Source organism: Chryseobacterium phocaeense (assembly GCF_900169075.1).
Classification (GTDB): Bacteria; Bacteroidota; Bacteroidia; order Flavobacteriales; family Weeksellaceae; genus Chryseobacterium; species Chryseobacterium phocaeense.
This window is the reverse complement of the sequence record NZ_LT827014.1, coordinates 491988-516946: the sequence shown is the minus strand read 5'-3', so window position 1 is coordinate 516946 and position 24959 is coordinate 491988. Positions and strand designations below refer to the sequence as shown.

The window sequence follows — 24959 nt, the reverse complement described above, 5'->3', positions numbered from 1 at the left end:
AATGAAAACAGAAATTAACAACCCGGAAACTGTACAAAACGTACAAATTGAATTAGAAAGAACTGAATTGGTAAAGCCAACTCCAATTGACACGATGCTGTCTAACGAAGTGGAAGCTTTATGCGAGTCTTTCGGATGTGGTTATAACGTTGCTAAAGGAAGCGGAGATACTACTGAAGATACAGATATCTTATTCTAATCCAAGAAGATATATAGGCATTTAGCAATGCTAAATGCCTATTTATTTTCATATTTACCAAAATACCAAAACATAACTTATTGAATTTATCGGTGTAAGAAAGAACCTAAAATTCCTTTACTTAAAAGGGAGTTCTGCAACTTTCTCTGCGCTCCATTAGGATTATGATGATGGAACGGGCTATAAAAGCGACCCAACGAGATATTCTATAATTGATTGTATTACCCACATTTAGCTTGTTAAATCTTTAATTCTAATCATTATGATGTTAAAACTCAAAACGAATCCTTACAATTTTCTTATCCCTGTTAAAGAAGAAAATCAGATTATATTATACAATTCTCTTACAAGCGGGCTGGAAATATTAAATTTTGAAAGCGGGCAGTTTCTCCTGGAAAAAAGCCAATACTCTTTCTTTGAATATGATGATGAACAAGAAAAATACAATGAGCTTATCAAATATTTATATAATAAAGAATATCTGATAGATCATGATAAAGATATAAAAACACTATTCTCTCGTTATACGGACGAAAACCAATATAAATTTGCCAAAACCATCAACCTTACCATAGGAACCACCATCACCTGTAATATGGGGTGCTCATACTGCTTTGAGTTTGTAAAGCCTAACCATACACTAAAAGACGACAAAGTAAAACAAGGGATTAAAGACTATATTGAAGATTTGATTTTAAAATCGGGGAAGAGCATTGAAACCCTGTCAATAACCTGGTACGGCGGTGAACCGCTCATTAATGTCAAGGCAATAGAAGATCTTACCGTAAGCCTTACGGAGGTCGCTCAGAAATACAACCTTAAATATGTTTCCAATATCATCACCAATGGGATCTATCTGACCGAAAAAAATGTAAAGATTCTTGAAGACTGCAATGTACACAGCGTACAGATCACCATTGACGGAGCTAAGGAAACACACGACAAAAAAAGACCATTAAAGCAAGTCAACAAAAAAAACTACGAAGTTATTTTAGAAAACCTTTCTAAAGTTCCTTTGGATTCAAAAATCAATTTTCTGATCCGGGTGAACGTAGATAAGGAAGTGGCCGCTTCCATAGATCGTTTTTTAGATGACATGGGAGATTATGGTATCTGGCCGAACAGGTTCAAAAAAGTTTCTTTTGATCCGGCCTGGCTGAGAACCTATGATGAGATTGATACTTCTGAGGAAGAACTTGATAAAAGAATGAACCTGGATGAATTTTTTGACTTCAAAATGAGCTTCAGAAAAAACATCATGAACAGGTTTAATGCTTGGAGTGACCAGACGGAGCTGAAAATAAAATCAAAATTAAAATGGGACCTTCCTACCTACCAGACCACCTGTGCTACGTGGGCATCCCCTATCAGTATGACCATAGATCCAAACGGATACATCCATAAATGCTGGGAAACCATTCATGATGATTCCCAGGCGCCTGCATCGGTATTTGACGGCTATAATGCTGAAAAATTCACGAAGCATTCTTCATTCAACCGTTTTAATCACAATGAAGTCTGTACAAACTGCAAAATTCTGCCGATCTGTGATACCATTACCTGCTCACATGAAGCCATAAAAGCCAATGTGCCGGTATGTAGCTCATGGAAATACAAGCTGGAAGATTATCTTAAAGAACAGTATATCAACATGCTGTATTCCCCGGAAACCATTTCCCGCCCTCAGGTATTTGCTTTGGAAAACACGGGACATTCTGCAAAATAAATATTGTAAAGACTTATGACTATCGGTATTATTGATACGGGGGTAGATTATACTCACCAAAGGCTTAAGATGTGTAATATTGATGGAATCACCTTATTTAAAGATGCACATGGTAATATCATCACAAAAAGCAATGACTTCAGTGATCATAAGGGACATGGTACAGGGATCGCTTCTATCATTAATTCTCATCTGAAGTCGTGTAATATATATGTGATAAAACTGGATTCGTATAACAGCTTTATCTCGGAAGATCTTCTGACTGAAGCCCTGTTCCGGATGGTGGATTCGCAGGTGAATATTATCAACATCAGCATGGGAATCAATTCGGAAATCATTCCTGAGAAAATGCAGAAAGCCGTAAATCTGTGCCACGAAAAAGGAATTCCCATTTTTGCAGCCAATTATTATGATGCTACAAAACAGTGTTTTCCGGCTAACTTTTCCAATACCTTTTCCATAGGAACGGGGTACATTAAAGAAAAACAAAAATTCAAAGTTCTTAATAACGACTTTGATATTATCGCAAAAGGAGGCTTCCAGAGGGTGGCCGTTCCTGACCATTCCTTCGCATTCAGTGTAGGAACAAGTCTGGCAACTGCCCATATCACCGGAATTGTTTGCAATGCCTATATAAAAAATGAATGGAAAACCATCCCGGACCTTAAAACCTGGCTGAAAGAAAACTCTGATGAAAGCATTTTTAGCCTTACAAAGCATGATACGCCTGTAACCCGTAATTTATTAAGCATAAGGGAATACATCAAGGAAGATATTAAAGCATTGGACCAGCTGTTAAAGCCTTCGGAAAAAGTAAAAAAAACAGCGTTATTTCCATTTGATGAGAAGGAAATACAATCCATCATCGAGAACAAAGAGCATTCGGAATATGAAGTCTCTTTAATTATAGATACCCCGAGGAACATCATCAATAAAGAAAAAGACACCAAAGGAATTCCGTTAAAGAAAAAACTTGAAGAAGAAGACTTTGCTTTATTCGATACGCTTATTACCGGTTATTTTAATGACTTAAAAGATGAAGTCAATACCCTTTTCGGGCTGAATCTTATCCGGGAATGTTTATTAAGAAATAAAAACTTTATTCTATGGGACAGATCGGTAAAGGACATTATTAAAACGCTTATTAAAAACGAAAATATAGATTACAAAGGAGAGGTATTTCTGACTCATATTGATAACGGCATCAAAAAGAAGATGTATGCCCATATTTCTTCTTCTTTTGAAACCACCATTCCATCGATATGTGTTATAGGAACCAACAGCAGGCAGGGAAAATTCACGACCCAGCTGAAAATTAAAAAGATCCTTGAAAGCAATAATTATAAGGTTTCATTTATCTCAACGGAGCCACAGGGAGCTGTTCTGGGTGCAGATTCTGTATTCCCGTTCGGGCACAAAAGCTCAGTCAATATCGATGCGGAAGAATGGTATCATGTCATTAATGCATTAAAGAATTATTCAAAACAGAAAAAAAATCCTGATATACTTATCACAGGCATCCAAAGCGGCATTATCCCGAAATATCCAGTGTATACAAGTAAGCTTCCGGAAAAACTGATCTATACGAATGCTTTTTATCCGGATGCCGTGATCTGCACCATTAGTCCGGATGATACCGTAGCTTTTATTGAAAGAACAACCTCTGCTGTAAAGTCCTACAACTTCTGTGAGGTCCTTTTTTACTGCCTTACCCCATGGGTGATAAAACATGAAAAAGGCATTACTTTAAAAGTGAAACTTTCGCCCGAAGAGTATAAAGAAAAACTGGATTTTTTTTCAGAGAAGCTGAACAAACCGGTTATCGACATCAAGGATGACCAAAATTCTGACCTGATCATCAGGCAGATTCAAAACTATTTTAAAAGATAAAAACCATGGATTATAATCATTTTTTTGAAAACATAAAGGACATTCTCCCAAAAATAGAAACCAATACCTCATCAGATCTTACAGAATCGGAGTTCAAAACCAGATATGGATATCCTGAAGTTCCGGTCCTGTTAAAAGCCAGGTTCAATGAGCTGCACCAAAGTATTGATTTCGACGCATTAGATGAAAAATTCGATTCCAGAGAATGGAAATTTGATTCCACTACAGAACAGCCAGGAGCCGAAATGTTCCTGAAAGACTATCTTCAGAAAGAAACCAGCGAATACTATCTTAAAACGAATATAAGGGATATTGACTTCCATATAGACTACCCTGATTTTTTTAAATGCTGGTACAGGGCCTATCCTACGGAAAAGGAAAAAAAGGAGCTGGTATGGCTGTATTACGGCAATAAAAATACATTTACCAACATCCACACAGACATCTGGAAGTTCAATTCCTGGCTTCTCCTGCTGAAGGGTAAAAAACTATGGTTTATCTATCCGAAAGCGTACAATTCCATTATCAGGGAAAACAAGGAAAAGTATGGTATTGATCATATTGAAACGCTGATGGATGGAGGAATAAAGCCATTTATCGCGGTTCAGAATCCGGGGGAAATGATGTATGTTCCAAGTGATACCTTTCATTTTGTCATTAATCTGGAAGCCTCAATGGCCTACACCGGAAATTTTATGAACGAAACCAATTATGAAAATGTAAAACAGTATTTCGCGAAATCTGATAATTCCAATAATAAAAAATTTATCAACAGCATTATTGCAACCGGCATGACGCACTTAAAAATAAAAAACCTATGAAACTCAGGCAGGAAGTTATAGACAGCAAAAATATATACATCATTGATGATATACTGACCGAAAACGAGGTAAATTCCTTTCACAAGTTTGCCTCCTCCCTAAGCTATGCGAGAACGGAAAAAAGCATTCAGGTGGACCAGTTTCCCAAATATGTAGTGAATTTTGAGCCTGAAAAATTTGAAAACACCACTTTTCTCGGAAAAAAATCGAAAGAGCTTCTGGAACAGTTTGTGGAAGATTCTGAAAATTACAAGGTTTTCAGGGCTTACATCAATCTTTCTCTTTACGGGGATGTAGAGTTTCCGCACAGGGATTGTCCGCAGGGTCGCGGAGATATCACCATCCTGTATTATGTCAACGAATACTGGGAGAAAAACTATGAAGGCGAAACGATTTTCTATTCTGAAGGAGATTCCCAATTCTGCGTGCTTCCCAAGCCCGGAAGATTCATTGTCTTCAACGGAGATGTGGAACACAAAGGCGGTCTTCCTTCCAGAATCTGCAAAATACCAAGATATACCTTGGCCATAAAGTACTGTTATAAAAACTTAGAACTATGATGAACACGATAGAACAAAAAGTAAGTGAAATCCTTGGAATCATTACCGGCGAAAACCAGCTTTTCAATAACCTGACTGATGAAGAAAAAATTCAGATGCTGCCTTCTGAATCTATGCTTACCCTGCAGTTTGTAACGTATCTGGAGGAGGAATTTGACATCGAATTTGAGGATGAGGAACTGGATATTTCTTTCTTTGAATCATTTGAAAATATTACCCATGCGATTAGGAATCATGTAAATGAAAAGACTGCTTAAAACCTTCATTCTCTTTTTCTTTTTCATGGGGATACCCCTTCATGCGCAATTTTCTGTTTCCGGAACTGTGACGGATGGGTCATCCAAAAAAATATCAGATGTCCCCCTGTTTTTAAGAGCAAAAAAAGATTCTTCTATTGTAGCCAACGCTGTAACCGCAGCAGATGGGAGATATCTGTTCAAAAATATTCCCGAAGGAAATTATATCCTTCAGATATTGGCTTCTGAACAGGAACAGTTCAGGGATATCAGTCTGGAAAACAATGTGCAGCTGGATATTCCGGTAAACCCCGGAAAGGAAACGGCTATTGAAGGTATTGTCTTAAAATCCCAGCGTAGATTCATGACAAGGGAGCTTAATAAAACAACAATTAATATCTCCAACTCCATCTACAAATCAGGCGATAACGGATATACGTTAATGAATGTGATTCCGGGCGTCAATGCCAATATCGCCAATGGCATCCAGTACCGCGGCCAGCAGGGCGTATCAGTATACGTCAACGGAACCAAAGTAAGAATGTCCGGGGCGCAGTTGCAGAATTACCTGAAAACGCTTTCTTCCGCATCGATTGAGAAAATTGAATTTACTTCAGAAACGGGAGCGGAATTTGAAGGGGATGAAAAAAATGCAGTGGTGAATATTATTCTTAAAAAAAATTATAATTACGGCCTGAGCGGCTATATATATCAGAATACGCAGCAGCATAGATATACGAGTTTTTCTTCAGGGTTTGGACTTAATTACAAGACCCGTAAGCTGAACTATTTTATCAGCCACAATAATTTTTTCGGGAAAAACTATTCAGACAATGATGAAACCCAGCTGTATCTGAATTCAGGGTTATCAACGGTTCAGAAAGAAAAATATGTAGAATCGCCGTCTTATACGGATTTCAAATTCGGAATTGATTACGAGCTGTCTCCCCGTCAGGTTCTGGCAGCAGATTATACCTACTCGGTCAATAAAACGAACTCATCAGGAAAAACAGATCTGGCTTACCTCCGGAACACACTGGATTCCCTGGATTATATAGGAAATGATAAAAAAATTAAATTAAAAAACCATTTGTTCAATATAAGCTATAAATATAAGTTGGATACGCTGGGAAGTAAGCTGGAAGCCGGATACAATTATATCGGCTATTTCAACCAGTACGATTCGGACATACAGTCTTCTTATTTTACCAATGCAGCTTCAGAAAGAAGACCTTCGGATTTCCTGGGCATCAACAATCCGCTTGACATCAACCTGCACATTGGTTATGCCGACCTAAGCTATGTACTGAATGAAAATAATAAGATACAGCTGGGAACAAAATACAGTTCATCTGACAGTAAAAATGAAATTGAGTATTCCGGCAGGTATCAAAGCTCCAATTACATTTATAAAGAAAATATTTTTTCAGTCTATTCTTCCTATCAGGGGAAAATAGGATCATTGATTTTCAATGCTGGGGGAAGGCTGGAGCATACAAAATATAACGGGGAAGACTATTTTTCCAATTATCAAATCTCAGCAAACCGGTGGAATTTTTTTCCATCCGTATTTGTTCAGAAAAACCTTAAAAACGGCAACATCAATGTTTCGTATAACAGAAAGATCACCCGTCCTTCTTTTCAACTGTTGAATCCGTTTAAAGATATTGAAGACACCCGGTTTATCAATATGGGAAACCCATCCCTGATGCCATTCTTCAAAAACAATTATAAAATCTCTTACCTGCTGAACAATAAATACTCTTTTGATTTAGGGTACAGCACCACGAAAGGGGTCATTAATGAAGTATATTATCTGGATCCTGTAGAAAATATTACCTATAAAACCTACGCGAACTTAAATAAAGAGAAAGAAGTCTACTGGAACGTATATATACCTGTAGATATCACGAAATGGCTGAAGCTTAATATTTTCACCAGCAACAGCTACAAAGAATTAATGACCAATAATGAAAAAATCTCGTTATTATCGCCTTATTATTCTTTATCAGCGAAACTAACTCTTCCATCAAAATATTATCTGGATATTAATTATGATTATAAAGGTAAATCTTTGTGGAACAAATACTTCCTGGAAAACCAGCAAAGCCTGAATTTCACCCTGAGAAAATCATTTTTTAAAGATGCGCTGTCTTTAACCTTTGATGCCTCTGACCCTTTACGCTTAAGGAAAATAAAAATTGATATCTCTGAGAGTGATTTTAACAGAAAGATCCTGAACAGGTTGCCAACTACCTTTTACTCTCTCAGCATCACCTATAATTTCAGCGCCGGCAAAAAGAATACCCAGAGGGAACAATTTGACAATACTAATGAAGAACAACAAAAAAGATTAAACAAATGAAAAACCTGACCACCATACTTATTGTATTATTTCTGAGTCTTTTCAGCACCTCATTCACGGATCATCAGAATCAGTGGGAAAATGAAATAACGGAATGCGGTTTAAGGATGAAATTCGTAAAGCTCCGCAAAACCCAGGAGTTTGAAGTACCCTGCAAATCCCAGACAAAAAAATTCGTGATAGACTACCAGTTGAATAATGAAACAGTAAAGCTGAATTTTTATAACAAAAGCAAAAAACTGATCCAAAGTGCCGAGCTAAGCGGAATTTCCAAAAAAGAAGTTTCACTGGATTACAATGGAAGTTTTGTAGTACAGATCAGCTCTAAAGGAGGCACCGGATCTGTTGTGATCAGAACCAACTAAAACCCCGGATAATTTTGAAAAAGAATATAGTAATACTGCTGGATTTTCACTGCCTTTTCAAGGAAGGCGGATGGGATCATGATATTTTACGCCAGCTTATTGCAGTATTATATATTTTTAAGCAGGACAACATAACGATCGTTGACAGGGACCATAAGGTGTTCAGGACCATTCTTCCTAAAATTGAGCACATACAAGCAGATCATATTGTACAAAAAAATCATTTTGATCAGGCTTTACTGCATGACTATGATCTGATTATCGCCCATTATAAACTGGAAGCAGAATTTATCCCTTTAACCGATAATAAAACACTCAATTCCTTCTATTTTTTTAATAACAAATCAAATCACAATTTACTTTTTCCCGGCATTTCCCGGTATATCAAAGAAAATAAGATCTCTTTTGATCTGAAAGCTATTAATGAACAGGTTCACCATCTTACAAAAAAGCTGGAACCGGTTGTACATACAGATTTCGCTGACATCGTCCTGGAAAAAGAGAAAATTTCAAAGATTTGTTTGATCTGTGATTTTAACCAGAAGTTTTTCATTGGAGACAGCTGCTTCTGGTACTATGACCTGAATCAGAAGCTTTATATTTTGAACCGGATCAATGCGCTTCCAAAAAATATAGACATTTACATAACAAGCGTCCGGAATTATCTGGAAATAAAGAGAATTTTTAGTGGTTCACTGCCTGAAAATGTAAAGCTTTATAATTCTTCTGTTAAAAGTATCAACTTTGAATCCTATGATTTAGTCATTGTAGAATATTTGCTGTATTCCGATGTAAAAGCCCTTACAGATCCTGAAAAGAATAATGTTTTAACGTATACTTTCCCTTTGGCTCATGATAAGTTAAAAAATATACAGAACGTCTCTTTCGCGAAACATTTTCCATTTCCCGATATGAAGAGCCAGCTGCAGTACAACAAAAAATACTATAATAATATCGAGATCCGAGACGAAGAAATTGAGTGGGCAAATCACTGGCTGGAAACGCAAGGAGCAGAAAAAAAAGATGAGATATTTGCCCTGACTCATGCTGCATCCCAATCTGAAAAGATTATTGATACCGACGCCTTTACCAATATCATACGGTGGCTTGTTGAAGAGAAAAAATACAAAATTTTATTCTTTAGTCAAGACCTTACCGTACAGGAACATCTTAAAAATTCTCTGGATTCCGGACTCTACAACCACATTATTTTTCCCGGAACATTAGAATTAAGGAAAGAAATGGCGCTGATGGCCTCAGATTATGTCCATGGCTTATTGTCACCTTGCACTGGTCTTGCCCATTTATTCAACGGAATCAATTACTATCTCCATCATATTGCAGGAAAAAACAGGAAAAAATGCATCGTGTACACTGGCAAACAAACCTATACGAATGATTATCATCCTTTAAAATGGTGGAATTTCAAGTTTGTAGACTGCCTCTCCTATGTTTATACGGATAACCAATATGTTTTGGCGGGGAAAAAAGACCTTTTGAATATCAGGAATTTTGATGACATCTCTGTCCCGACCAGAGAAATCCCATATGGAATGCTGAGAGATAAAATTGACGAAATTATTCTATCCTAAATGTTTAAGTTTTACTACCATATCGTTAAAAAATATGCCAGCCGCTATCTGCTGCTGATCATACTATTTACCATTACCAATGCCCTGTCACTGGTAACTCCGTATGCGCTGAAGATCATCATTGATCAAACCATCCCGCATGGAACGTACAGCGATCTGGTTCAGATTATTCTGGTACTTTTAGCCTGCTATATCATAAGGATCGGATTTTCTTTTTATTCCGGGATTCTGTATGTGAATGTAAGCCGGAGAATTGTGGCAGACATCAGAAGGGTTTTATACAAAAACCTGCTCAACAAAGACACTTCTTTTTTTAAGGAAAGCAAAACCGGAGAACTCATCTATTTTCTAACCAGTGATGTAGACAAGGTACAGAACTTCTTCTCTTCAACGCTGCTGAATTACATCAACAATACAATGGTAGTAGTGGGTGTCATAAGTGTGATGTTCTATTTTAATGTGAGCCTTACCGTAGTGAGTCTGGCTATTTTGCCTTTCGTGATCATCAACACCTTTTTGTTAAAGGGAAAAATAAAAGAGAGCTATCACCAGTTAGTAGATATTGAAGGAAATATCTATAATTATTTCCTCGAAAGGATCAGAAACATCCGCGTACTGAAAAGCTATAATGCTTTCCCTAAAGAAATACAGACCCTTGACGGCTATCATGATCAGTGGAGACAGCATGCCGTAAAAAATACCTACTGGAACGGAATCAGCTCCAATATTACCACGTTTCTTATTGCAATCGGGCCTTTGATCGTGCTTTTATACGGCGGCAAACTGGTCTATTCAAAAGTATTGACAATAGGAACACTCATCGCATTTATCCAGTATTTAAACAGGATATATGCCCCGGTCATTTCCCTTGCAGCAGGCGTGAACGAGTTTTTCCAGTCCAAGGTTTCCATGAAGAGGATTTACGATAATATCGATCCCAGCCAGGAAAATGAGCCTGAGGGTGAAGAAGTTCAGGATGTACACTCTATTGTCCTGAAAGAAGTAAGTGTACAGTATCATGATAAGGTGATCCTCGATAAGTTCAATTACACCTTCAGAAAAGGGAAAACCTATGGAATAAAAGGAAAAAGCGGAATCGGGAAAAGCACCATGGCCAATCTCATTATGAAATTCGTTAAAAGTGATTCCGGGGAAATTTACATCAATGATATTCCTCTCGAAAGGGTTAAAAACCTCTACGCCATCACCGCCCTTATTGAAAAAGAAAACCAGCTTTTCCATGATACGGTGAGCAATAACATCCGCTACGGCTCGGAAGAAAATAAAAATACAGAGATTGAAGAAATCCTCCGCATGAGCAGCCTGACGGAAGTGGTTCATAAGCTGGAGGACAAAGAAAATACTACCATCACTTTCAGCGGCAGCACGCTTTCTGACGGAGAAAAACAAAGAATTGCCATCGCACGGGCCTTTCACAAGCAGCCGGATATCATCATCTTCGATGAAGCGACTGCATCGCTGGATATTAACCTGGAATACAGCATTATCCGAAGTATAAAAGAAAAACTACCCAATGCCATCATCCTGGTTATTTCACACCGGAATAACCTGAATGAATTTTGTGACGAAATAATAGATTTTGAAAAAATAACCCATGAAAATAATACAAAGCTACTGGTCACATCCTGACCTGTCTACCCGAAATCAGAGAGAGTTTATCAAACTCAACCTTAATAAGTATATGACATTTGCCCTTAGTGTTTTAAGAGCAAAAAAATACTACGATCAGGTGGAGCTGTATACCGACAACGTTGGAAAAGAGCTGCTTATCGACCTGTTGGAACTACCGTATACGAAGGTTCATGTCTGTCTGGATGATCTTACAGAGAGGTACGGAGAATACAGCCATCTTTGGGCACTCGGGAAAATCTACACCTATTCCTTACAGGATGAGCCTTTTTATCATGTAGATAATGATGCGTTTATCTGTAAACCACTCCATGATTTCCATGATGCACCCGTGATTGCCCAGTCTTTTGAACGGAATAACGGACACCATTTGTATAATCTCAGAAAGCTAAAAAAGCAGCTGGCATTTTTCCCGGAAGTTCTTAACACGGATTCGGATATGTTAAAAGACGGTTCCCAGTACAATGCAGGGATTATCGGCGGAACCGATATTACGTTTTTCCAGGAATTCTGCCGGACGGCCTTTAAATTCATCGACAATAATCTGGATACTTTAAATGATCTGAAAGGAGAAAACATCTGCTTCCCGTGTATTTTCGAACAGTACCTGTTCTCCTGTCTTGCGCATCAAAAACAAATTGAGGTTAAAACCCTGCTGCCTATATCTGACACGCCTCTGGATAATTTCAACAGCCTCCTGGATTTTCATGATAAGCAGAATGTTTTATTCATTCACCTGATAGGAGACCATAAAAAAGAAGCCCATAATATGTGCCTTGTAGCCGAAACGCTGTGGCAGGAATTCCCTGAGTATTATGATAAAATCATCAAAAAATATAACGCGTATGAAACTACTGTGTAACGAATTAACAGCCGCCTGGACTAAAAATAACATCCCCCATTCTTCCATAGAACAGGAGATCGGGAAAATGCAGGATGAAATCAGGAATCAGATGAAGCCGCTTACCGATGATCAGCTTTTCTCATTTGAAAAAGACCATCTTTCGGAAGCCAACCGGATTCTTTATCTTTCCCAAAAAGATTTCCTGAACGTTAAGTTTCAATGCAATCCGTTTGTTCTTTTATTTAACAGTGAATATACCTACAACAGCGAAAGGACTGAAAAATCCATCGCGTTGATCCCTAAATTCATTGCTTTTGCAGAACCTAAGATCCTTCCGCTGTACCTTACCTACGAAAGAAGGTTTTTCACCCAGTTTTATTCATTACCCGCAGGGTTTTCCGGCGCCGATCTGGTAGAAAAGAGTATTAAAAGAAACGGCGTTGAGCACCAGGAATACTGGGAAGGTTTTTACGAATATATCCTGAAAAGATTTTTATCCTTTTTCCTTATCACTCCCGTAATACATTAACATCATGGAAGCAATCTATCACTATCCCTTCATCCGCCAGATCAAAGATTTTTACCGCTACCGGGCCCAGGGCAACATTTTTCTGGAAGTGGATGTCTATTTCAGAAAAGCAGATCTCAATAAAATCAATGCTTCTATCAGCAAACTTCATCAGAAATACAGCCTGCTGAACTGCCGGTTTATTTTGAAGGAAGATATGCTCTATTTTGATGATTCGGTAAAAAATCAGGAAGGTTATTTTAAAGAACTTCCTGAAAACAACAGCATCCAAAACCCGAATGATTATTTCCATCCCAAAAGGGTTATCAATCAGTCTCTGGATATTCACAATGTGCCTTTAATCTATTATCATCTCTACAAAAATGATGAGGTGATGATCTTTAAAATCTTTGCCCATCACATGCTTTGTGACGCCAATGGCCTGCAGAAAATCAAGAATGATTTCATCAGCTTTTATAATGGCGCTGAAGTTACGGAGACCTATAATTTCGGGGAATATTCCGTGAAAAGAAACAACAGATTATTTAAATCACTGGAGGACAATTACAGATACTGGAAAAATGTTCTTTCAGCATATGATGATTCCGTCATTTCTCCTATAGACTTTGCAGGTTTCAATTCCAAAAGCTATGGGGAGAAAATAGCATCATTGGTCCACGCATCCTATTATACGCCTACCGATGAATATTCCAGACAGGGGAAATCTTATCACGACAGTTTTATGATAGACAACTTCGCGGAGATCCAGTCTGCCCTGCAGAAAATGAAAATAAGCTGGATCAGTGTATTCATGCTGGCTTTTTCCAAAACAGCCTATGCCTATCAGGGGAAATCATTGATCGGGCTCCTTGTTTCCGGCAAAAATGATGTATTCTCCATGAACAGCATCGGGGAATATTCCGGGGAATCCTTTTACCCTGCTGAAGATCAGGATTTAAATTATGAAAACCTGTTAGCTACAACCAATTCCTTTATGACGGTATCCAAACACCTCATTTTTAATTATGCCTTATTGAACTGGGACGAAGAAAAATTTTTCAGGAACATCTGCAAATCATTCATCAACCTATCGATTATGGACGGTTTCAGCTGTGAAGAAGGAAAACTGAAAAAATTTGAAGCTATTGATTTAATTTTCCTTGAACTGGAACCTTTATTATTCCTATCAAAATCTGATGGACTGGTCTATATCAACTGGAGGTTTAATACGTCAAAAATCAGCGAACAGACCATGATCCAGATAGCCGAAGATTTTACCGGTAATTTCCGGAAATGCTTAAGTTCTTGTCTGGAAAAGCATCAGAAGACCTTGCAGAATACGATGATTTAGCATTCCTTAGGTTAGTGATTTTACAATGGTAATCAGGCTCATGATAATCACCACAACCCCTACCACCGCAAACATTTTCTTTGCAGGCAGCCGGGAAGTAAACATCGCTGAAAACGGAGCCGTAAAAACACCTCCCAGAAGAAGTCCGAGGACAATATTCCAGTGATGGATCCCGATGGTAAAAATAAAGGTCAGGGCGCTTACAATGGTCAGTAAAAACTTGGCCATAGTAGAGCTTCCCACTACATACCGCGGCGTTCTCCCTTCTTTGATCAGGGTTCCGGTCACCAGCGGCCCCCATCCTCCCCCGGCAAAAGAATCAATAAAACCACCAATCAGTCCCAGAATTCTGAGATTGGTTCTTTTTTTCTGCCTTCTGCTTTCGGCTCTCTTTTCTTTTCCCTTAAAAGCATTCCTAAGAATATTCACTCCCAGATACAGCGTATAGCAGGCAATAACCGGTTTTACGATATGAGCGTACTTCTCTCCGAAATGCGACAATGCAAATGCTCCTATAAATGCTCCTGCCGCCGCCACGGGAAACAGAACCCACACCATTTTTTTATTGACATTTCCCAGCTTATAATGGCTGATACTTCCCGCCGCTGAAGTAAATGATTCGGCAGAATGAATACTTGCACTGACCACCGGCGGCGGCACATTCAGCAAAAGCAGAATGGTGGTACAGATCACTCCATAGCCCATTCCCATGGACCCTGCCACAATTTCTGCAAGAAAGCCCGCCAGCAGCATCCAGTAAAAAATATAGCCATCCTGGCTGAGAAAACTCTGAATATCTCCGGACAGATTGAACTGGTAAATAATCAGGGCCAGAACCCCGATCAGTGTCAGAACGCCTATGATTCCCAGATAGATATTCGCTCTACGCTGCACGGTTTTAGTGATGTTGATCAGTTTTTCCATCTCCAGTCTGGTTTCAGCGGGCTGAATTTCTTTTTCATCCAGATATTCTGTGGTGAGCCTGTTCAGCTCCTTCACTTTGTAGGTAAAATCTCCTTTCAGCTGGTTTCTGATATGCTGCATATTATCCAGAAGTCCATCCATTTCTTCATTAGGAATGGCTTCCGTTAAGATCTCGCGCATTCTTTTGGCAACCGTGGGCGATTTTCCATTGGTAGAAACGGCTATTTTCAGATCTCCTTTCCGGACAATGGACCCCAGATAGAAATCACACAATTCCGGTTTATCAGCAATATTCACCAGGGTATTATTCTGATGGGCCCTGTCGCGGATCTGCTCTGCAACGAAAATATCATTAACTGCTACAATAGCGATATCAGCGCTGTTAAAATCATTGTCGGTATAAGATCTTTCATGCAGACTCAGATTAGGGTAATCCAGCTTTAGTGTTTTCACGTCCTCACTGATTTCTCTGGCGACAAGTTTAATACGGGTTCCGGGAGAATTAGCCAGAACGGAATTCAGTTTTTCCACAGCGATATTTCCGCCGCCGATAACAAGCAGTGATAAATCTTCAAGCTTTAAAAATATGGGATATAAGGTATTGGTCATTACATTTACAGTTTTAAATCATACGTAAAAGCCAGATAATACAGCCCTCCGATTTCAGGACCTGCGGCATATTGTAAATATCTCCTGTTCATAAGGTTAGTCGCTCCGATCTTCACACTTGCTTTAATTTCAGGAATCCTCCACGTCGCCTGTGCATCAATGGTGTAGTAAGCCGGAATATTTCCCGAAGCCAGCGGACTTTCCCATAAAAAGCTGTTCTGCCATCTTGCCGCCACCGTAAAGCCGATATTTTTAACAATCTCCCTGTTTCCTACACTTAAATTGACGGCCCATTTGGGTGTATTAAAAGCCGTAATGAAAAGATCGGAGGTATTGGAAGAAAGAAGATCATTGTATGAGATGTTGACATTCAGGTTATAGTTTTTCACCAGATTATAACGGATTCCTAAAGAGGTTCCAAAGCTTTTGTATTTACTTGTGCTGTTGGTATACACCCTGTAGCGGTCCTGCTTACTTCTGTCCAGCATCGCCAGAACCGCATTGTCACTGCCTATGCTTTCATTTTTAGGTACGGCTACTTCTACCTGTCCCAGAAAACCTTCATACACATTATAATAAAAATCCCAGTCGAGGACCAGTTTACTGTTAAATAAAGCTGATTTATACCCAATTTCAAAAGAATTTACCTTTTCAGGCTCCAATTTGGGCAGATTGGCTGCGGTTAAAAGATTTCTGTTTTTTAAGGCTGCCTGATTTTGGCTCAGCCCGCCATCCACATCTTTATTGACGGATGCGATAAACTGATCGATGGATGCCAGCGTATAGGAATTTTCAAGATAACCCAGACCGTCATTGGCTTTTGAAAGACCTCCTACACGTCTCACATTTCCATTATTCACAAATGACAGGGCTTCAAACAGGGACGGAAAACGGTATCCGTTCTGGAACGACATTCTGAAATTATGCTGGTTCATAGGAGAATAAACGATGCTGATCCTTGGATTGAATTTAGTTTCAAACTCCGGATTCCTGTCCGCTCGCAGTGCGAGGTTCACTTTCAGTTTATTATTGAAAAAAAGTTTGGTAAGCTGGACAAATGCCCCGTACTTCTCGTAAATCACATTTTTCCCGAAAGTCCCGTCAGAAAGAGGAATATTCCGCTCATTCACCGGTCTTTCGAAATCAACAAAATTATTCCCGTCCGGAGTGATGCTGTATAAACGGTAATCCGCTCCTGCCAGAAGGCTGAATATCTTGATAAACCTGCTGAAGTCATACGTGATTTCTCCCTGGTAAAACTTTGACTTTTGTTCAAGCTTTGCCCCTCCGGTGGCCGGAGCTCCTGCAATCCCGGAATTGGCAGAATCCCAGTTATTAATCCCGATAATTGTATTTTTCAGCTGTTCAAAAGCCACGGTTCCGGGAACTACCCTGTTTTTATCGGCTTCCTGTCTGGCCAGAGCAAAAGCATCATTTAAATTCACTCCAGAATTAAGCCGGTCCTGCAAAACAGACTGGAATATATTTTTCCAGTTGTTATTGGAAAAACTGGTAAGATCCAGGTTGTCTGCCAGCGGTTTAAGATTATAGGAATCTCCGGTATTTTCTATCGACATATAAGCTCTGACTGTCAATTCTTTACCCGTCAGCTCCACTTTATGATTCTGGACGGTGGCATTCTGTAAACGGATCTTGTTTCCCCGCTGAAAAGTGCCATCGATGAGGCCGTAACGGTACACGTAGGAAGTTCTCCACTGATCTCCAAAACGGTAGTATAATCCTGCATCAAACTTTATATTTTTAACTTCCGGGCTTACGAGGTCCTTTTCGTAATACCCTGTTCTTGAAACATTAAAAGTCGTTGGTTTTCCGTTGTAATTCACCTTTACGGTGGTCCGGTTATTCCTTTCATCACCATATTTGTTCCAGAGATCTTCTGCCGGGTTATCTGTTAAAGAAAAGCTGGAATTAGCAGTAACTAATGAATTGGGATTCTGGTCTGTCCGGTTATCCGAAATCCAGTCTACTCCGCTGAAATACGATCCGTTGATCTTTACAGCCAGGTTTTTATGAAGAACCTTTGCGATCCTGAATGCGCTTTCTCCTAAAGCAGCTGTTTTATGGTTTATATTATCCACATGATTAACGCCTCCCCTGAAATAAAGACTTACGCCTTCCGAGGTGAAGGGATCTTTTGTCTGAAGGCTGGCCAGTCCGTTAACCGCATTCATTCCATACAGAGCCGAGGCCGCTCCGGGCGTAATTTCCATCGACTGGATATCCAGTTCTGTAGGGCCTATGGCATTTCCCAGCGGAACACCAAGCGTGGCAGACTGCACATCTACACCGTCTACCAGCTGCATGAAGCGGAAATTATTCGGGGAATTGAATCCTCTGGAATTGGGAACTTTCAGGGTAAGGCTGGAGGTTAACAATTGCAGTCCTTTTACATTTTCCAGGGTTTCGTAAAATGAGGCAGCCGGGCTTTCACGGATAGTTTTAATATCGATCTTCTCAATGGCAATCGGTGATCTGAGTATCTTCTCAGGAATACGGGAAGCGGAAATAACCACCTCGTTGATGATGGTATTCTGGGGATTCAGATCTATTGAAATTTTATGGGAAACCGAAAGGATTTCAGCCGTCTGACTTAAATATCCTTCTTTGGTAATGACAATCCTGAAGGGTATTTTCACCCTGGTTCTCAGTTTAAAACTTCCATCCTGATCACTTATGGCCGTATCTTCTGTTTTTTCAGCATGGATCTGTACTCCGGCAATGCCTTTCTGAGTGTCGTTATGTTTAATGATTCCGGTCACTTCAATAAGCTGCTGAGCCTGCAAAAGCCCTGTTACGAAAAGTGCGGATAAGAATAGTGCATATTTAAAATATTTGTGGGATATGGATTTCACTTGTATACAATTTAGGGTTGAAAATGATTTATGCGTCGTCTTTGAATGAACAGCACATACACATTCGTTGCCCTGAAAGCGGTAGGTAAAGTAGGTTAGTCATATATTATTTTTAGGATATTACGAGATAAGTTTAAACCATTAAGATTAATGAAGGAATTAAGGAGAGTTAAGGTTTTCACACGTGAAAAAAAGCGCGTCTTTTTAAAAATATCTCAGATATTTCTTAATTATTCCTATCCTCTTTATTCATCTTAATGGTTCAAAATCAAACGGTTAAAAATTAGTATTAAACGGTTTGTAAATACCGCCATGAGAAGTCCCCAAATGTTTCTTCCGGATTTCTATGCTCCGAATAGATCCCGAAAAGCTCATCAAGCGTCTGCAGGATCTCTTCTTCGCTGATATTTTCTTTAAACTTTGTGTTCAGGCGCATTCCCAGTCTGTCGCCTCCGATATGGAGATTATATTTTCCGTAAGCGGTCCCTACGAATCCTATTTCAGCATTGGGAGATCTTCCACAGCCATTGGGGCAGCCTGTCATCCTGATGGTAATGTCTTCATTCTGAAGCCCGTATTTTTCAAGAACGGGTTCTATTTTTGTGACTAAAGACGGCAGATACCGCTGCGCTTCCGCCAGAGCTAATGAACACGTATTCAATGCCACACAGGCCACAGAGTTTTTGCGGAGGGCACTCACCTCATCAGTATATCGGGAAATTCCTGATTCTTTAAGCAAAACTTCAATTTCTGTTTTATCATGTTCAGAAATATCAGACAGGATCAGGTTTTGATTACAGGTAAAACGGAAGTTCACTTTGCCAGTCTCTGCAATTTTCAAAAGCCCTGATTTTAAAGGATATTCTTCTGTGTCGAGAACTCTTCCGTGTTCTACAAACAAGGTGTAAAACCATTTTCCTTCGTGATTCTGTACCCATCCGTAGCGGTCTTTTCTCTGCTCAAATTTAAATTCCCGTGCAGGTTCAAAGCTGAAGCCGCATCTTTTTTCAACTTCTGCCCTGTATCCTTCAATGCCTAGCTTATCTATGGTATATTTTAACCTTGATAATTTACGGTCGCTTCTGTTTCCGAAATCGCGCTGTACGGTAATGATTTCGTAGACCGCTTTCAATACTTTTTCTTCCGTGGCCACAAAGCCTAAAACGGATGCCAGGCGGGCATAGGTAGATTCGTTTCCGTGGGTGGCGCCAAGTCCTCCTCCTGCCGCAATATTATAACCGATAATTGTATTGTTTTCAATGATCGCAATCAGGGCGATGTCATTGATAAAAACATCCACATCATTATTTGGCGGAACGGCAATTCCTATTTTCAGTTTTCTCGGCAAATAACGGTCCTGATACAATTGATCTTCCTCTTCTTTCCGGTCTATAACCAGCTCATCATCAATCCATAAGTCATAATAGGACTTTGTTTTCGGCAGACACATTTCACTGATCTTTCCTGCCAGTTCATAGGCTTCCTGATGTAAGGGAGATTCGGAAGGATTTGAGGTACAGGTTACATTTCTGTTCACATCACCACAGGCAGCAATAGAATCCAGATGCTGAAGATTGAAACTCTGAATGGTCGGTTTAACATGAGATTTTAAAATCCCGTGCAGCTGAATGGTCTGGCGTGTGGTTATTTTAATCACTCCCGTAGAATGTTCTCCCGCAATGGTATTAAGCCCTACCCATTGTTCCGGGGTTAAAAATCCTCCCGGAAGCCTGAGGCGGATCATGTAGGAGTAAAGCCATTCTAACTTTTTCCTTACTCTTTCTTCACGTCTGTCCCTGTCATCCTGCTGATACATTCCGTGAAATTTGATCAGCGTTTGATCATCTTCCCTAATCGCTCCGGTAAAATCATCTAGGAGACTGGCCTTTAAAGTTCCCCGGAGACCGTTACTGCTTGTTTTTATTCTTTCTACGGGAGAAAGGTTATTCTTATCTGTCATTGTTATCCGTTTATGTTTTTAATACACATCTTTTACATACCTGCCGCTGAGCTCTAATTCTTCCAGATAGTTCTGAGCTTCTTCAGGACTGTGTTTTCCTTTGCTCTGGAGAATATTCAGGATTGTTTTTTCAACGTCCCTGCTCATAGGCTCTTTAGCTCCGCATACGTACAGGGAAGCTCCTCCTTCCAGCCAGTGATAGACTTCCTCGGCTTTCTGTTGCAGCTTGTGCTGTACATACACTTTTTCTGCGGTATCTCTGGAAAAGGCAAGGTCAAGATGGGCTAATGTTCCGGTTTTCAGGAAATCCTGCAGTTCAGCCTGATAAAGAAAGTCTGAGACAAAGTTCCTGTCCCCGAAAAAGAGCCAGTTTCTTCCTTCTGCTCCGGTTGCATCGCGTTCGTACAGGAAAGATCTGAAAGGCGCAATCCCGGTTCCCGGACCAATCATGATGATATCTTTGTCCTGCTTGGGAAGCCTGAAATGTTTAGCTTCCTGGATATAAAATTCAAGCTCATCCCCTTCATTAAATTCTGCCAGAAAACCGCTGCACAGTCCGTTTTGCTTTTTATCCCCGATCAAAAACTCAGATTTAGCCACAGTGATATGGATTTCACTGTCTCCATGGGCTTCCAGTGATGATGAGATGGAATATAGACGGGGTGATTGGCCGGTTAAAATACCAATCACGTGTTCAAATTCATCTGCATTTTTTACCGGATAGATTCTCAGAAGGTCCAGTAAACTTAATCTCACTTCCGGAATAGCATGTCCCGTGAACTGGGCATACTGGGCCACCGTAGATTTAAGGAGATAGCTGATGTTGAGATGCTTATGTAACAACTCTTCAGCACCGGCGGTTATTTTTGAGGTTGCTATCTTTTTCTGTGGGTCAATTCCGGTTAAAGAAATGATTTCATCCACTTCATGTTTCGGATTGAAAGCGATAACGCCTAATGCATCTCCGGGGCTGTAAACCAAAGGTTCTTCTGTTTCTATTTCGATGTGGTAGGTTTCTTTATCAGATTCAATATCATTCAGGTTGATGATGGTTGAAATCTTCCCCTGGTATTTTTTTCTTCCTGCTGAAACTGTGGGTGCTATCGTACTTTTCTGATTACTTTCATCAGTTTTGCGAACCACATTCAGAACGTGTTCTACCCATTGATGGGATTCCTGTTCGTAATCAATATCACATTTTTTTAAGGGAAGAATCCGTTGACCACCCAATACTTCAATGCGCGCATCAATATCTTCCCCTGTTTTGCAGAACAGAGGATAGCTGGTGTCTCCCAAAGCAAGAACCCCAAATTTCACGTTGCTGAGATCCGGATTATTTTCATGGAGATGATCATAAAATTTCTTTGCAAGAGCTGGTGGTTCCCCTTCGCCCTGAGTGCTGATGATGATAAAGAAATAATCTTCTTTTGCCAGGTCCTTCGGCTTATACTGGGAAAGATCAGCCAGTTTTACCTGAACCCCCTTTTTCTTAATAATCCCGGCAAGTTCTACGGCTAATTTTTTACTGTTCCCGGTTTCTGTACCGTAAGCCAGGGTAATTTTTTTAGCAGAAACAGATTCAGCGTGAGCAGCCGGCGGAACGGCTTCCTGTACTGCAACTGATGATCCGGCAAGGCCCGCCAGAAAACCACTGGCCCAGACGGCTTCATCTCTGGAGAAACCGCCGGATATTTCTTTAAGGGCATTTAATTTTGTTTCAGACAGCATATTCGAATACGTTTTGATGGTTTGAGACTAAGGTTCCGTTTGTTACAGATTTAAAATAGATCCCTTCCTGTAAAGGTGCCTGCAGCCAGGAAAATTCTTCATGAAGATTCACCACCTCCCCGATAATGACCAATGAAGGGGATACGAAATCTTTATTTCCAAACCGGTTATGAAAATCCTCCAGAGAAGCGGTATATACTTTCTGATACGGTGTGGTCGCCTGTTCAATAATTGCTATTTTTTTCCCTTCGCTCTTTCCTAAGGCTAAAAGTTTCTTAACCAGCCCGTTCAGATTTCCTTTAGACATATAAAAAACAAGGGTATCCTCTGATGTTCCAAGCTCTTTCCAGTATTCATCACTGAGAATTTCTGTTTTGTAATAGGTAAGAAAGCGTACCGATGTGGCATATCCTCTCGCTGTTAATGGCATTCCGGCATAGGCTGCTGCTCCCGATGCTGCTGTAATGCCCGGTACGATTTCATAAGTGATCTGGTTTTCTTTCAAGGCTTTCAGCTCATCCAGCACATTGGAAAAAAAGGAGATGTCTCCGCCTTTGAGCCTTACCACTTTTTTACCCTGAGAAGCGTAATCTACGATCAAAGTGTTAATATGGGCTTGCGGAGTAGAAGCATTTTTACTGCATTCCTTTCCCACATATATCACTTCGGCATTTTTACGGGCATAACGATCTATAATTTCGGGGCTTACAAGGCGGTCACATAGGATAACATCAGCAGCAGCGATGGCTTTTACAGCTTTTACAGTGATCAGATCAGGGTCGCCGGGCCCTGCGCCTACAAGAAAAACCTGTGGCGAATGACTATTTTGTTTCATTTTAAATCTTTTTATGAGTGACGTCTAGAAAAGTCCTTCGATGGACAGATACCGCTCGCCGGTATCATAATTTACAGTCAAAATACGGGCTCCTGCCGGAATTTCGGACAGTTTTCTGGCTACGGCAGCCAAAGCGGCTCCTGTGGAAATTCCAACAAAAAGCCCTTCTTTTTTAGCAGCATTCTTTGTGTACTCAAAAGCTTCCTCTTTTCCAATCTGAACAATTTCATCCAAAAGCCCAGTTTCAAGAATAGACGGGACAAATCCGGCACCCAGCCCTTGTAACGGATGCGGGGCGGGACTTCCTCCACTGAGAACGGGAGACAGTTCCGGTTCTACCGCGATGACCTTGATATCAGGAAATTTTTGCTTCAGGATCTTTGCAATTCCGGTGATGTGCCCTCCAGTTCCAACGCCTGTAATCAGATAATCCAATCCTTCGGGAAAATCATTCAGGATCTCCTGAGCAGTCGTTTCAACATGTACCTGTACATTGGCCGGATTATCAAATTGTCTCGGTATCCATGAGTTCGGGTTTTGCTGAGCCAGTTCCTCAGCTTTTTCAATGGCTCCTTTCATTCCCTTCTCTCTGGGGGTAAGAACGAATTCTGCTCCGTATGACTCCATAATTTTGCGGCGTTCCAGACTCATACTTTCCGGCATCACAAGGATCAGCTTATAATTTTTTACAGCAGCTACCAATGCGAGACCTATTCCGGTGTTCCCGCTTGTAGGCTCAATAATGATGCTGTTTTTGTTTAAAAGACCTTTAGCTTCTGCATCTTCAATCATGGCCAAAGCAATTCTGTCTTTGATGCTTCCGCCGGGATTGGCTTTTTCCAGTTTGATCCAGACTTCATGGTCCGTACCGAAAAGTTGGTTAATTTTTACGACCGGGGTATTTCCGATGGTTTCTAATGTGTTTTGGAACTTCATACCGACTCAATTTTATGTTGTTTTTAAACTTATAAACATTAATTTTTTACCATTAAGATTCATTAAGTGATTAAGAATATTAAGAAGAATATCTTCGATATTTAGTAAGCTGAGCTTAACGTTCTTAATTTCTAAATCAATCTTAATGGTTATATTTTATATCACAAATGTTAAAGATTCCGGGAGAGGTCCGTTATCTTTTATTCTTATTTCACTTTTATTATAGACGAGCGAACTGGAAGGTACATTCTGTGTGATCCAGACGTTTCCTCCGATGACGCTGTCCCTGCCTATGGTTGTTTCTCCTCCTAAAATGGTTGCTCCGGAATAGATGATGACATGGTCTTCAATATTGGGATGCCTTTTTTTAGTCGCCTTATCTTTTGAAACATTTAATGCTCCAAGAGTAACTCCCTGATACAGTTTCACATGATCCCCGATCTGTGTGGTTTCCCCGATCACAATTCCTGTTCCATGATCTATAAAGAAATGTTTTCCGATTTCTGCTCCGGGATGGATGTCTATTCCTGTCCTGCTGTGTGCATATTCAGATATTACGCGGGGTAGTGTCTTCACTTTCTGAATCCACAGCTGGTGCGAAATCCTGTAGACATACGTGGCAAAAAAGCCGGGATATGACAGAAGAATCTCTTCCAGGGATTCTGTGGCCGGATCAAATTCCAATATAGATTCGGCATCCAGGATCAGTTTATCATAAATCTCCGGAAGCGCAAGAAAAAACTGTTCCTTGTGATGCTCAGCGGAAACCTCATCATCAGCACTGCTTTTAACCAAATCAAAGAGAATCACGCCTAATTGCTTAAATTGATCCTGAAGCTGATCTTCTGTATTGATCTTCTGTGAAAGAAACAGTAGACTGTACAATTCCTTCACGAAATTTTCCATTTTAATGGTATCAAAGAACCCTGTTGAAGCACTCTTCTTCTTTGTAAGGATTTTCTTAATAAAATGATCTGAAACTCCCAT

The 24959-nt window shown here is 39.9% G+C and carries 20 protein-coding genes; 13 read left to right on the top strand and 7 right to left on the bottom strand.

What is annotated here, in order from left to right; translation table 11 throughout:
* Position 1: 1 nt before the first annotated feature.
* The 13 genes from B7E04_RS03875 to B7E04_RS03815 all read left to right on the top strand — a co-directional run bounded on the left by B7E04_RS03875 (position 2) and on the right by B7E04_RS03815 (position 14107).
* On the top strand, positions 2–199 hold the full coding sequence (locus B7E04_RS03875; RefSeq protein WP_080777456.1) for a FlmA family RiPP peptide: 198 nt from the start codon (positions 2–4) through the stop codon (positions 197–199).
* Between the two features lie 262 nt (positions 200–461).
* Positions 462–1925 carry a FlmE/OhkG family radical SAM/SPASM peptide maturase gene (locus B7E04_RS03870; protein WP_080777455.1) on the top strand — a complete coding sequence of 488 codons (1464 nt, stop codon included), beginning with the start codon at positions 462–464 and terminating at the stop codon, positions 1923–1925.
* Positions 1926–1940: 15 nt separating this feature from the next.
* A complete protein-coding gene (locus B7E04_RS03865) occupies positions 1941–3815 on the top strand; it encodes a S8 family peptidase (RefSeq protein ID WP_080777454.1) in 1875 nt (624 codons plus the stop codon).
* 5 nt (positions 3816–3820) lie between these two features.
* Complete coding sequence (locus B7E04_RS03860; RefSeq protein WP_080777453.1) at positions 3821–4636, top strand: JmjC domain-containing protein; 816 nt, start codon at positions 3821–3823, stop codon at positions 4634–4636.
* A complete protein-coding gene (locus tag B7E04_RS03855; protein ID WP_080777452.1) occupies positions 4633–5196 on the top strand; it encodes a FlmC family 2OG-Fe(II) oxygenase in 564 nt (187 codons plus the stop codon). The genes B7E04_RS03860 and B7E04_RS03855 overlap by 4 nt, the downstream gene beginning before the upstream one ends.
* Positions 5193–5453 carry a hypothetical protein gene (locus B7E04_RS03850; protein ID WP_062651666.1) on the top strand — a complete coding sequence of 87 codons (261 nt, stop codon included), beginning with the start codon at positions 5193–5195 and terminating at the stop codon, positions 5451–5453. The genes B7E04_RS03855 and B7E04_RS03850 overlap by 4 nt, the downstream gene beginning before the upstream one ends.
* Positions 5437–7797, top strand: a complete 2361-nt coding sequence (locus B7E04_RS03845; RefSeq protein WP_080777451.1) for an outer membrane beta-barrel family protein — start codon at positions 5437–5439, stop codon at positions 7795–7797. Before B7E04_RS03850 ends, B7E04_RS03845 begins: the two co-directional genes overlap by 17 nt.
* Entirely contained in the window at positions 7794–8162 is a 369-nt protein-coding gene (locus B7E04_RS03840) for a hypothetical protein (RefSeq protein ID WP_080777450.1), read from the top strand. Before B7E04_RS03845 ends, B7E04_RS03840 begins: the two co-directional genes overlap by 4 nt.
* A 14-nt stretch (positions 8163–8176) precedes the next feature.
* The gene (locus B7E04_RS03835; protein ID WP_080777449.1) at positions 8177–9754 is read left to right on the top strand and encodes a glycosyltransferase family 9 protein; all 1578 of its coding nucleotides are present in this window, start codon (positions 8177–8179) and stop codon (positions 9752–9754) included.
* A complete protein-coding gene (locus B7E04_RS03830; RefSeq protein ID WP_080777448.1) occupies positions 9755–11404 on the top strand; it encodes an ABC transporter ATP-binding protein in 1650 nt (549 codons plus the stop codon).
* Entirely contained in the window at positions 11370–12266 is an 897-nt protein-coding gene (locus B7E04_RS03825) for a DUF6734 family protein (RefSeq protein WP_080777447.1), read from the top strand. Before B7E04_RS03830 ends, B7E04_RS03825 begins: the two co-directional genes overlap by 35 nt.
* Positions 12250–12777, top strand: coding sequence for a hypothetical protein (locus B7E04_RS03820; RefSeq protein ID WP_080777446.1), 528 nt, complete (start codon positions 12250–12252; stop codon positions 12775–12777). Before B7E04_RS03825 ends, B7E04_RS03820 begins: the two co-directional genes overlap by 17 nt.
* Before the next feature lie 4 nt (positions 12778–12781).
* Positions 12782–14107, top strand: a complete 1326-nt coding sequence (locus tag B7E04_RS03815; RefSeq protein WP_080777445.1) for a condensation domain-containing protein — start codon at positions 12782–12784, stop codon at positions 14105–14107.
* A 6-nt stretch (positions 14108–14113) separates the two neighbouring features.
* On the opposite strand, the gene B7E04_RS03810 is transcribed toward B7E04_RS03815, so the two are convergent.
* From B7E04_RS03810 to epsC, 7 genes are all read right to left on the bottom strand, one after another.
* Positions 14114–15640 (bottom strand): TSUP family transporter, encoded by a 1527-nt coding sequence (locus B7E04_RS03810; protein WP_080777444.1) that lies wholly within the window; start codon positions 15638–15640, stop codon positions 14114–14116.
* A 5-nt stretch (positions 15641–15645) separates the two neighbouring features.
* Entirely contained in the window at positions 15646–18444 is a 2799-nt protein-coding gene (locus B7E04_RS03805) for a TonB-dependent receptor (protein WP_394334768.1), read from the bottom strand.
* Positions 18445–18802: 358 nt separating this feature from the next.
* Positions 18803–20473 carry an NADPH-dependent assimilatory sulfite reductase hemoprotein subunit gene (locus tag B7E04_RS03800; protein ID WP_080777442.1) on the bottom strand — a complete coding sequence of 557 codons (1671 nt, stop codon included), beginning with the start codon at positions 20471–20473 and terminating at the stop codon, positions 18803–18805.
* Positions 20474–20491: 18 nt separating this feature from the next.
* A complete protein-coding gene (locus B7E04_RS03795; RefSeq protein ID WP_080777441.1) occupies positions 20492–22201 on the bottom strand; it encodes a diflavin oxidoreductase in 1710 nt (569 codons plus the stop codon).
* Positions 22191–23036, bottom strand: a complete 846-nt coding sequence (gene cobA / locus B7E04_RS03790) for a uroporphyrinogen-III C-methyltransferase (protein WP_080777440.1) — start codon at positions 23034–23036, stop codon at positions 22191–22193. The genes B7E04_RS03795 and cobA overlap by 11 nt, the downstream gene beginning before the upstream one ends.
* Positions 23037–23060: 24 nt before the next feature.
* The gene (gene cysK, locus B7E04_RS03785) at positions 23061–23972 is read right to left on the bottom strand and encodes a cysteine synthase A (RefSeq protein WP_080777439.1); all 912 of its coding nucleotides are present in this window, start codon (positions 23970–23972) and stop codon (positions 23061–23063) included.
* A gap of 156 nt (positions 23973–24128) precedes the next feature.
* Complete coding sequence (epsC, locus tag B7E04_RS03780) at positions 24129–24959, bottom strand: serine O-acetyltransferase EpsC (RefSeq protein WP_080777956.1); 831 nt, start codon at positions 24957–24959, stop codon at positions 24129–24131.

Bases quoted from the DNA above. Each gene is read 5' to 3' on its own strand.
- B7E04_RS03875 (WP_080777456.1), top strand. From the start codon at position 2: ATGAAAACAGAAATTAACAACCCGGAAACTGTACAAAACGTACAAATT.
- B7E04_RS03870 (WP_080777455.1), top strand. From the start codon at position 462: ATGATGTTAAAACTCAAAACGAATCCTTACAATTTTCTTATCCCTGTT.
- B7E04_RS03865 (WP_080777454.1), top strand. From the start codon at position 1,941: ATGACTATCGGTATTATTGATACGGGGGTAGATTATACTCACCAAAGG.
- B7E04_RS03860 (WP_080777453.1), top strand. From the start codon at position 3,821: ATGGATTATAATCATTTTTTTGAAAACATAAAGGACATTCTCCCAAAA.
- B7E04_RS03855 (WP_080777452.1), top strand. From the start codon at position 4,633: ATGAAACTCAGGCAGGAAGTTATAGACAGCAAAAATATATACATCATT.
- B7E04_RS03850 (WP_062651666.1), top strand. From the start codon at position 5,193: ATGATGAACACGATAGAACAAAAAGTAAGTGAAATCCTTGGAATCATT.
- B7E04_RS03845 (WP_080777451.1), top strand. From the start codon at position 5,437: ATGAAAAGACTGCTTAAAACCTTCATTCTCTTTTTCTTTTTCATGGGG.
- B7E04_RS03840 (WP_080777450.1), top strand. From the start codon at position 7,794: ATGAAAAACCTGACCACCATACTTATTGTATTATTTCTGAGTCTTTTC.
- B7E04_RS03830 (WP_080777448.1), top strand. From the start codon at position 9,755: ATGTTTAAGTTTTACTACCATATCGTTAAAAAATATGCCAGCCGCTAT.
- B7E04_RS03825 (WP_080777447.1), top strand. From the start codon at position 11,370: ATGAAAATAATACAAAGCTACTGGTCACATCCTGACCTGTCTACCCGA.
- B7E04_RS03820 (WP_080777446.1), top strand. From the start codon at position 12,250: ATGAAACTACTGTGTAACGAATTAACAGCCGCCTGGACTAAAAATAAC.
- B7E04_RS03815 (WP_080777445.1), top strand. From the start codon at position 12,782: ATGGAAGCAATCTATCACTATCCCTTCATCCGCCAGATCAAAGATTTT.
- B7E04_RS03810 (WP_080777444.1), bottom strand. From the start codon at position 15,640: ATGACCAATACCTTATATCCCATATTTTTAAAGCTTGAAGATTTATCA.
- B7E04_RS03800 (WP_080777442.1), bottom strand. From the start codon at position 20,473: ATGACAGATAAGAATAACCTTTCTCCCGTAGAAAGAATAAAAACAAGC.
- B7E04_RS03795 (WP_080777441.1), bottom strand. From the start codon at position 22,201: ATGCTGTCTGAAACAAAATTAAATGCCCTTAAAGAAATATCCGGCGGT.
- cobA (WP_080777440.1), bottom strand. From the start codon at position 23,036: ATGAAACAAAATAGTCATTCGCCACAGGTTTTTCTTGTAGGCGCAGGG.
- cysK (WP_080777439.1), bottom strand. From the start codon at position 23,972: ATGAAGTTCCAAAACACATTAGAAACCATCGGAAATACCCCGGTCGTA.
- epsC (WP_080777956.1), bottom strand. From the start codon at position 24,959: ATGGGAGTTTCAGATCATTTTATTAAGAAAATCCTTACAAAGAAGAAG.